Genomic DNA, 6,662 nt, shown 5'->3' with positions numbered 1-6,662 from the left:
GAGAAGGGCAATACCGAGTGCGTAAAAGCCCTGACCGAGGCCGGGGCAAGGTAGGGAAGACAGGCTGGGAAGGGAACAAAAAAGGTATTATGTTAACCAGTAAACTTATCACTTACTGAAACTTGAAGAGAAACCTGAATAATGGCTTTTTATTGCAGTCTTCCGGGAGGCAAGCGGCTCACTGTCTCGCTTACTTTGTGCAGAATATCCTGATCAGTGGCGGGCTCTTTTCGAAGCCACTCCTCAAAAGCTTCTTTTCCAAGCGTTAACTGGCCCAGCTTTACCAGAAAACTTCGGGCACTGGACAGGGTGAGAAGATGATTGGATGCCAGCACATCGCCACTTCGAAAGTCGTCATAGGCATTATCCACAGCATCACGAAGACCGTTCAGATAGCTTCCGGCATCAGCAAACTCTGCCAGCAAACGATCTGTAGACTGTTTTGGGTGTTTAAGAATTTCTGTCTCAATACTGTTCAGAAAATCTTCTTGAGCATGCCCCTCCCCCGTATAAAAAGCTCTCTGATGCATCAGCTGCCGCACAGAAAAAATACCTTCCATAAAGGCTTCTGTTTTTCCTTCTTTCAGAGAAGACAAGGCTGTTTCCACCTTGCCTTTGATTTGCTCATCCAGTCGTGGAACAGCCCGGTTGGCCCAGTTCGAAGGTTTTAAGAGCGCCAATCGAAATTTGACCTCCTCCATCGTCATTCTTTTGATTCGTCTTTGGCCAAAACTACGCTTGAATGGACTGCTCTTGAGATGACCCAGCTTCCTTTTTAGCCCATCTGGAATGGTGACTTTAAAGCGTCCTTTCCAGCTGCCAGACTTTGGCTGAACCTGCTGAGGGTGAGCGTCCGTTGTATTTTGATACGCAGGCGTTTCGCCGACTTTCCTGACCATAGGATTAAGTTCCGATTTTCACTGCTTATTTTTATCGGAAGGCAGGAAGGAAACTGTTATGAGCTGGAACTGCCTCCTGCTTATGAAAAAAGATCAGACCATCAAGCGAGAGAGATCAACACTGGCTACCACGTTACTCCGCTGCTCTTCTGAACACCAGGGGACAACACCAAGGCAGGGTGCATGAATTGAGCGCTTAAGAGCTTCAACGTTTTCCTGAAAACGGCTCATGTCGGGATCAACCTGATTGGCCACCCAGCCCGCCAACTGACAACCACTTTGCAAAATGGATTCGACGGTCAGCAGGGAATGACTGATACACCCCAGCTTCATTCCTACCACCAGAATCACCGGAAGATTCATCGTCTTGGCCAGATCTGCCAGCATTTCACGGTCGTTCAGGGGAACTCGCCAACCCCCTGCTCCTTCAATGAAAGAAAGATCATGACGGGTCATCAGTGCTCCACGGCAAAAGCCGGTCAAACGATCCACAGTGATACGCCGTCCTTCTTCCTGTGCCGCAATATGAGGTGCAATGGGGGGGGCAAAAAGCACCGGATTCACCTGTGAATAACTCAACTCGACATTCATGGCGCTCATCAGGTTCAGAGCATCATCATTTCTTGGTCCGTCCGGGGTCATGTCGGCACCCGCAGCCACCGGCTTCAGAGCCAGTGTTTTCAGCCCTCTGTTATTGGCAGCCTGCAGCATGGCACAGGTGACAAAGGTTTTCCCGGCATCCGTATCGGTGCCAGTGACAAAAAACGTTCTAGGCATCGGCAGGTTTTCTCAAGATCCCATACAACAGTTGATAAGACAGGGGGAGACCAGCATCCACCCGGAAGGACTCATACGCTTCTTGCAGTCTGGTCAAACGACCCCTGGTCATCAGACCGGATGGACGACCATGCACGGTATTCACCCCCAACGCTTTCAGCTCTCTCAACATCTGGAACAGCTCAGGATAGTAGACAGTTTCGGTCTGCTGTTTGAAAGATTGTGGCTTGAAGCCTGATTCAAGCGACCACAGCTTTTGCTGTTCAAAACTGTCAAAGCTATTGATATGAACATGACTGTCAACCTGTTGCCAGGCCTCTTTCAACTCCGCCATAGTGCCACTGGCCAGGCTGGAGAATACAAAGACCCCATCAGGTCGGAGTACCCGAAAAGTTTCCTCCAGTACAGTCTCAAATGAGCACCATTGAATAGCCAGACTGGAGAACACCAGGTCAACGCTTTCTGACTTAAACGGCAGTGATTCAATATCACCGGAACACCAGGACGCCGAGTCACACTGCGACCGGGCGAACTTAATCATGCCCATAGCCAGATCCAGCCCGGTAACATGAGAATCGGGGAAATGTCCGCAGAGCAAGGAAGTCTCACTACCCGTACCTGAACCCAGGTCCAATACATACTCCGGGCAAGTCCCGGTTGGCAGCCCCATCATGGCTCTGGCGGCCACACGTTTCTGAAGCACCGCAGCGGAGTCATAAGTGGTTGCAGCCCGACTGAAATTGGCAGCAACACTTTGTTTGTTGATGCGGGCTTCTGCCCCACAGTCAGCTGCTGTCAGCCTCGGTTGCATAAGCGGTTAACCTGATCTGCTACCTGTCTGATGGCACCGGAACCCTGATCGAGGAAAAAACAATGGCCGCCTGACATCATCAGAACTTTGTGGCCCGGGTAGTCCTGCTCAACTCTCACAGCGGTGCCAACGGGCACCAGGGCATCATCCCTGCCAAAGCAATGCAGCACCGGACAGCGGATATCAGCCAGCTGGGAACGAACGTCACTGGCACCCAAAAGGTTCAGCAATTGCAGAAGAATCGTGGATTCCAGATCAGCGTCCCGGCGAATCGCTCGTTGCAGATGTTTGGCGACGTCTTTTCGATTACTGTTGCCCATGCTGCAGAGCATTGAAAATTGCTCAACGGTTGCCACAGGATCTTCCTGCATACCGGCATAAAAACTGTCAAAGGTCTGGGGCAACATCGCTTCCGGCCAGTCCTGGTTTCTAACAAAGCAGGGGTTACAACCCAGCGTCACCAGACCAGCGACCTTGTCTGGATGCTGACTGGCGTAGATGGAAGCCAGAGTGCCTCCTAATGACCAGCCGACCAGAATGACGGGGGTGTCCAGCAAATGCATGTCCAGATAGTCCAGCAGTTGCCTCCAGTCGAAGGTTCTGCGCTCCCGAACCAAACCAGGCAGCTGTACCACAGATACTCTTCCATCGCCGTCCAAAGCACTCGCCAGAGGCTCCATAACAGTTGCAGGCATCGCCCAACCACTGACCAGAACAATGGGTAAACTCATGCTACTTCCTCCTGTAACGGGCGTACCGTTCTTTCCAGTGCATACAGTAACTGTTCTACATGTTGTTGTTTGTGAGCTGCACTGAAGGTAATGCGTAACCTTGAGGTTCTTTCAGGAACCGTGGGGGGACGAATGGCCGTCACCAGGATACCCCTTGCTGCCAGAGCGTCACTCATCGCCATAGCGGTATCAGCAGACCCGACAATAACAGGCTGAATGGGAGAGTGCGAGTCCATAAGTTTCAGTCCCATCTGCTGACACTCTTTTCTGAAGTATTTAACCAGCTTATTCAGATGTTCTCTTCGCCAACTCTGTTCCTTCAGAATTTGAAGACTGACTCTGGTTGCCTCTGCGATGGCCGGAGGCATTGAAGTGGTGTAAATGTAGGTTCGGGCAAACTGGATCAGAGTCTCAATCAGGGCTTCGCTCCCTGCAACGAAGGCACCTGCCGTACCAAAAGCTTTACCCAGAGTACCCACCAGAACCGGTAAGTCGCTCTGACCTAAAGAAAAATGTTGAGCAAGGCCTCCGCCGTTTTTACCCAGAACACCAAAGCCATGGGCGTCATCCACCATCAACCAGGCATCATGCCGATGAGCCAATTCCGATAACGCCTTCAGAGGAGCCAGATCACCGTCCATGCTGAAGACGCCATCGGTAACAATCAGCTTGCGCCGTCCATCGGTCCGGTTCAAACGGGTTTCGAGGTTGGCCAGATCCTTGTGAAGATATCGTTGAAACCTTGCCCCTGATAGCAATCCGGCATCCAGCAGAGAGGCATGATTAAGACGATCCTGAAACACCGCATCGTCTTTGCCTAAAAGGGCAGTGATGACTCCCAGATTCGCCATGTAACCATTGGAAAAGAGCAACACCCGCTCACGACCGGTGAACTCTGCCAGCTCTTCTTCCAGCTGATGATGTGCACGACTATGGCCGATTACCAGGTGGGAAGCACCGCCGCCTGTACCGTAATCAGCAGTAGCCTGAGCCATAGCAGCACTGATGTCCGGGTGATTAGCCAGACCCAGATAATCATTATTACAAAAAGCCAGATAAGACTTGCCATCCACTACCACTTCTGCCCCCTGAGGAACCTCAAGCGTCTTCCGTGTCCGGTAAAGGCCTTGAGCCCGGCGAGCCTGAAGGTCTTTCTCAAGGTCAAAAGCCATCAGGAAACCTGCTGACCCATGGCATCGTAATACTGCTCATTATTCAATTCATTGTTTAATAAAGCGTCCTGCTCGCTAAGAGGGCAGATGGCCCCCAGTGCCTGTTCTTCTTGCCCGGTGATGTCATCGCTGTTGATACCCAGCTTGTCGAAGAGTTGTCGGTCACGGCTCTCTGCGGGGTTGGCGGTCGTCAGCAGTTTGTCACCCAGAAAGATGGAGTTAGCGCCCGCCAGAAAAGCCAGAGCCTGCAGCTCATCACTCATGTTTTCACGACCGGCAGACAGGCGTACACAGGAGGCGGGCATCATAATCCTGGCAACGGCAATGGTACGGACAAAGTCGATACCGTCGACTGCTTCGACATCGGCCAGGGGCGTACCTTCAACACGAACCAGCATATTAACCGGCACACTTTCCGGATGTTTGGGCAGATTGGCCAACTGAATCAACATGCCGGCACGGTCTCTTTCTGTTTCCCCCAGACCTACAATGCCGCCACTGCAGATATTCATTCCCGCATCACGCACATGGGCGAGGGTATCAAGACGATCCGAGTAAGTTCGGGTAGTGATGATGCTGCCGTAAAACTCCGGCGAGGTATCCAGATTGTGGTTGTAATAATCGAGACCAGCCAGGGCCAGCTGTCCCGCCTGATCTTCGTTCAACATGCCCAGTGTCATACAGGTTTCCAGACCCATTTCCTTGACCCCTTTCACCATTTCCAGGATGTAAGGCATGTCTTTCTCAGGAGGGTTTTTCCAGGCAGCCCCCATGCAGAAGCGGGTTGCTCCGGAAGCCTTGGCCCGGCGGGCTTCTTCCAGAACCTTGCGCACTTCCATCAACTTTTCTTTGTCCAGACCGGTGTTGTAGTGACCACTCTGGGGACAATATTTACAGTCTTCCGGGCAGGCACCTGTCTTGATGGACAGTAGTGTACTAACCTGCACCCGGTTGGGATCAAAATGTTCTCTATGGGTCAGCTGAGCCTGAAAGATCAGATCATTGAACGGCATTTGGAACAGGGCTTCGACTTCGTCATAGGTCCAGTCATGGCGCAGTTGGCTGGAACATGAGTCCTTGATGCTTGTAGGGTTAGTCATGCTTTTCACTGATTCTTCCGGGCAGAAGCTCTCTGTTGTTAGTCAGGCCTGATATCAGAAATCAAGATTAAAAACAGAATCGATGATAATTAATTGAGACTATGCGTCAATTGTTAAAACGTAACAAGATTTACAAATGGTTAAATTTTAAACAACTCATTACCATGAGCTGTTTGCTGTGCAGAGCGGATACACCGATGAATCAGCCCGTCTGCAACCTTTGCATAAAGTCACTACCGGTTGCAGAAAAACACTGCCGGTCCTGCGGTATTCCTGTTTCACTTAATGCTCCGGACTCTTGCGCCCGCTGTCTCCAGAAAAAGCCTGTGTTCGACGCTTGTTATTCTGCCTTCAACTACGAGTTTCCTGCTGACCATCTTCTCAAACAGATTAAACACCATCAGCAGCTGATCTACCTTCCTCCCGTGACCGATCAATTGAGCCGTAATCTGATTCACCACTATGATGGTCGAGAGTGGCCTCAGGCAATACTGCCGGTCCCGCTTCACAATAAGCGTCTTCGTACAAGAGGTTTCGATCAGGCACTGCTGCTCGCAAGGCAACTGGTGAAAAACCTTCAGCCCTATCAATCGATCAAATTGGAAACGGGACTCATTAAACGGCAGAAGCACACAGACCCTCAACAGGGTCTTAAGGCTTCAAAACGCAGGAGCAATATCAGGAATGCTTTCTCAATGACGGGCACGCCACACTATCAATATCTCGCTATAGTGGACGATGTTGTTACGACCGCAGAGACGGTCTCAGAAATCACCCGGCTACTGAAAAAGCAGGGCGTGGAACGTGTGGATATCTGGTGTCTGGCGAGAACACCTGACCACCGCTCATCTTCACCCGGGTAATGAAACACCTTCTGGCTGGCTGATCGTCCGGCCACTGTGCCCGAAAACTCAGGCAAACATGATGGGACTTCCGATTCTGAAACTATCGACTGACGTACTGCGTCATCACCCCTTGCCAGGCAGTCATATCCTGGTGGTTGAGAATGAACAGACCGGCTTTGCCCTCCCTGAATGTGATGACACTGTCGCTGTCGCAGGAGGCGGGAGAAATGTATCCTGGGTAGATGCGGACTGGCTAGAGACAAAAACCGTCGCATACTAGCAGCCTGTCGGACTTAAGGCTGTCCTACTGCGGTTGCAATAAATTGG

The 6,662-nt window shown here is 51.3% G+C and carries 8 protein-coding genes; 2 read left to right on the top strand and 6 right to left on the bottom strand.

The window, feature by feature from the left end; genetic code table 11:
• Window positions 1-149: 149 nt before the first annotated feature.
• From KDK17_RS05685 to bioB, 6 genes are all read right to left on the bottom strand, one after another.
• Window positions 150-899 (bottom strand): hypothetical protein, encoded by a 750-nt coding sequence (locus tag KDK17_RS05685; protein ID WP_257282059.1) that lies wholly within the window; start codon window positions 897-899, stop codon window positions 150-152.
• Between the two features lie 93 nt (window positions 900-992).
• Window positions 993-1,676 carry a dethiobiotin synthase gene (gene bioD, locus KDK17_RS05680; RefSeq protein WP_257287556.1) on the bottom strand — a complete coding sequence of 228 codons (684 nt, stop codon included), beginning with the start codon at window positions 1,674-1,676 and terminating at the stop codon, window positions 993-995.
• Window positions 1,669-2,487: a malonyl-ACP O-methyltransferase BioC gene (gene bioC, locus KDK17_RS05675; protein ID WP_257282057.1), complete on the bottom strand. Its 819-nt coding sequence runs from the start codon at window positions 2,485-2,487 to the stop codon at window positions 1,669-1,671. The genes bioD and bioC overlap by 8 nt, the downstream gene beginning before the upstream one ends.
• Window positions 2,472-3,218, bottom strand: a complete 747-nt coding sequence (locus KDK17_RS05670) for an alpha/beta fold hydrolase (RefSeq protein WP_257282056.1) — start codon at window positions 3,216-3,218, stop codon at window positions 2,472-2,474. The genes bioC and KDK17_RS05670 overlap by 16 nt, the downstream gene beginning before the upstream one ends.
• Window positions 3,215-4,390 carry an 8-amino-7-oxononanoate synthase gene (gene bioF / locus KDK17_RS05665; RefSeq protein ID WP_257287555.1) on the bottom strand — a complete coding sequence of 392 codons (1,176 nt, stop codon included), beginning with the start codon at window positions 4,388-4,390 and terminating at the stop codon, window positions 3,215-3,217. Before bioF ends, KDK17_RS05670 begins: the two co-directional genes overlap by 4 nt.
• Window positions 4,390-5,490, bottom strand: coding sequence for a biotin synthase BioB (gene bioB, locus KDK17_RS05660; protein WP_257282054.1), 1,101 nt, complete (start codon window positions 5,488-5,490; stop codon window positions 4,390-4,392). Before bioB ends, bioF begins: the two co-directional genes overlap by 1 nt.
• A gap of 101 nt (window positions 5,491-5,591) precedes the next feature.
• On the opposite strand from bioB, the gene KDK17_RS05655 reads away from it, so the two are divergent.
• Together KDK17_RS05655 and KDK17_RS05650 are read left to right on the top strand one after the other, a co-directional pair.
• A complete protein-coding gene (locus tag KDK17_RS05655) occupies window positions 5,592-6,353 on the top strand; it encodes a ComF family protein (protein WP_306674595.1) in 762 nt (253 codons plus the stop codon).
• Window positions 6,295-6,615, top strand: coding sequence for a DUF2220 domain-containing protein (locus KDK17_RS05650; RefSeq protein WP_257287553.1), 321 nt, complete (start codon window positions 6,295-6,297; stop codon window positions 6,613-6,615). Before KDK17_RS05655 ends, KDK17_RS05650 begins: the two co-directional genes overlap by 59 nt.
• The last annotated feature ends 47 nt before the right edge of the window (window positions 6,616-6,662 follow it).

The organism is Endozoicomonas sp. SESOKO2, from assembly GCF_024606245.1.
Lineage (GTDB): Bacteria > Pseudomonadota > Gammaproteobacteria > Pseudomonadales > Endozoicomonadaceae > Endozoicomonas_A.
Note: the sequence above shows the minus strand (reverse complement) of the source record. Positions and strands in the feature narration are given on the sequence as shown.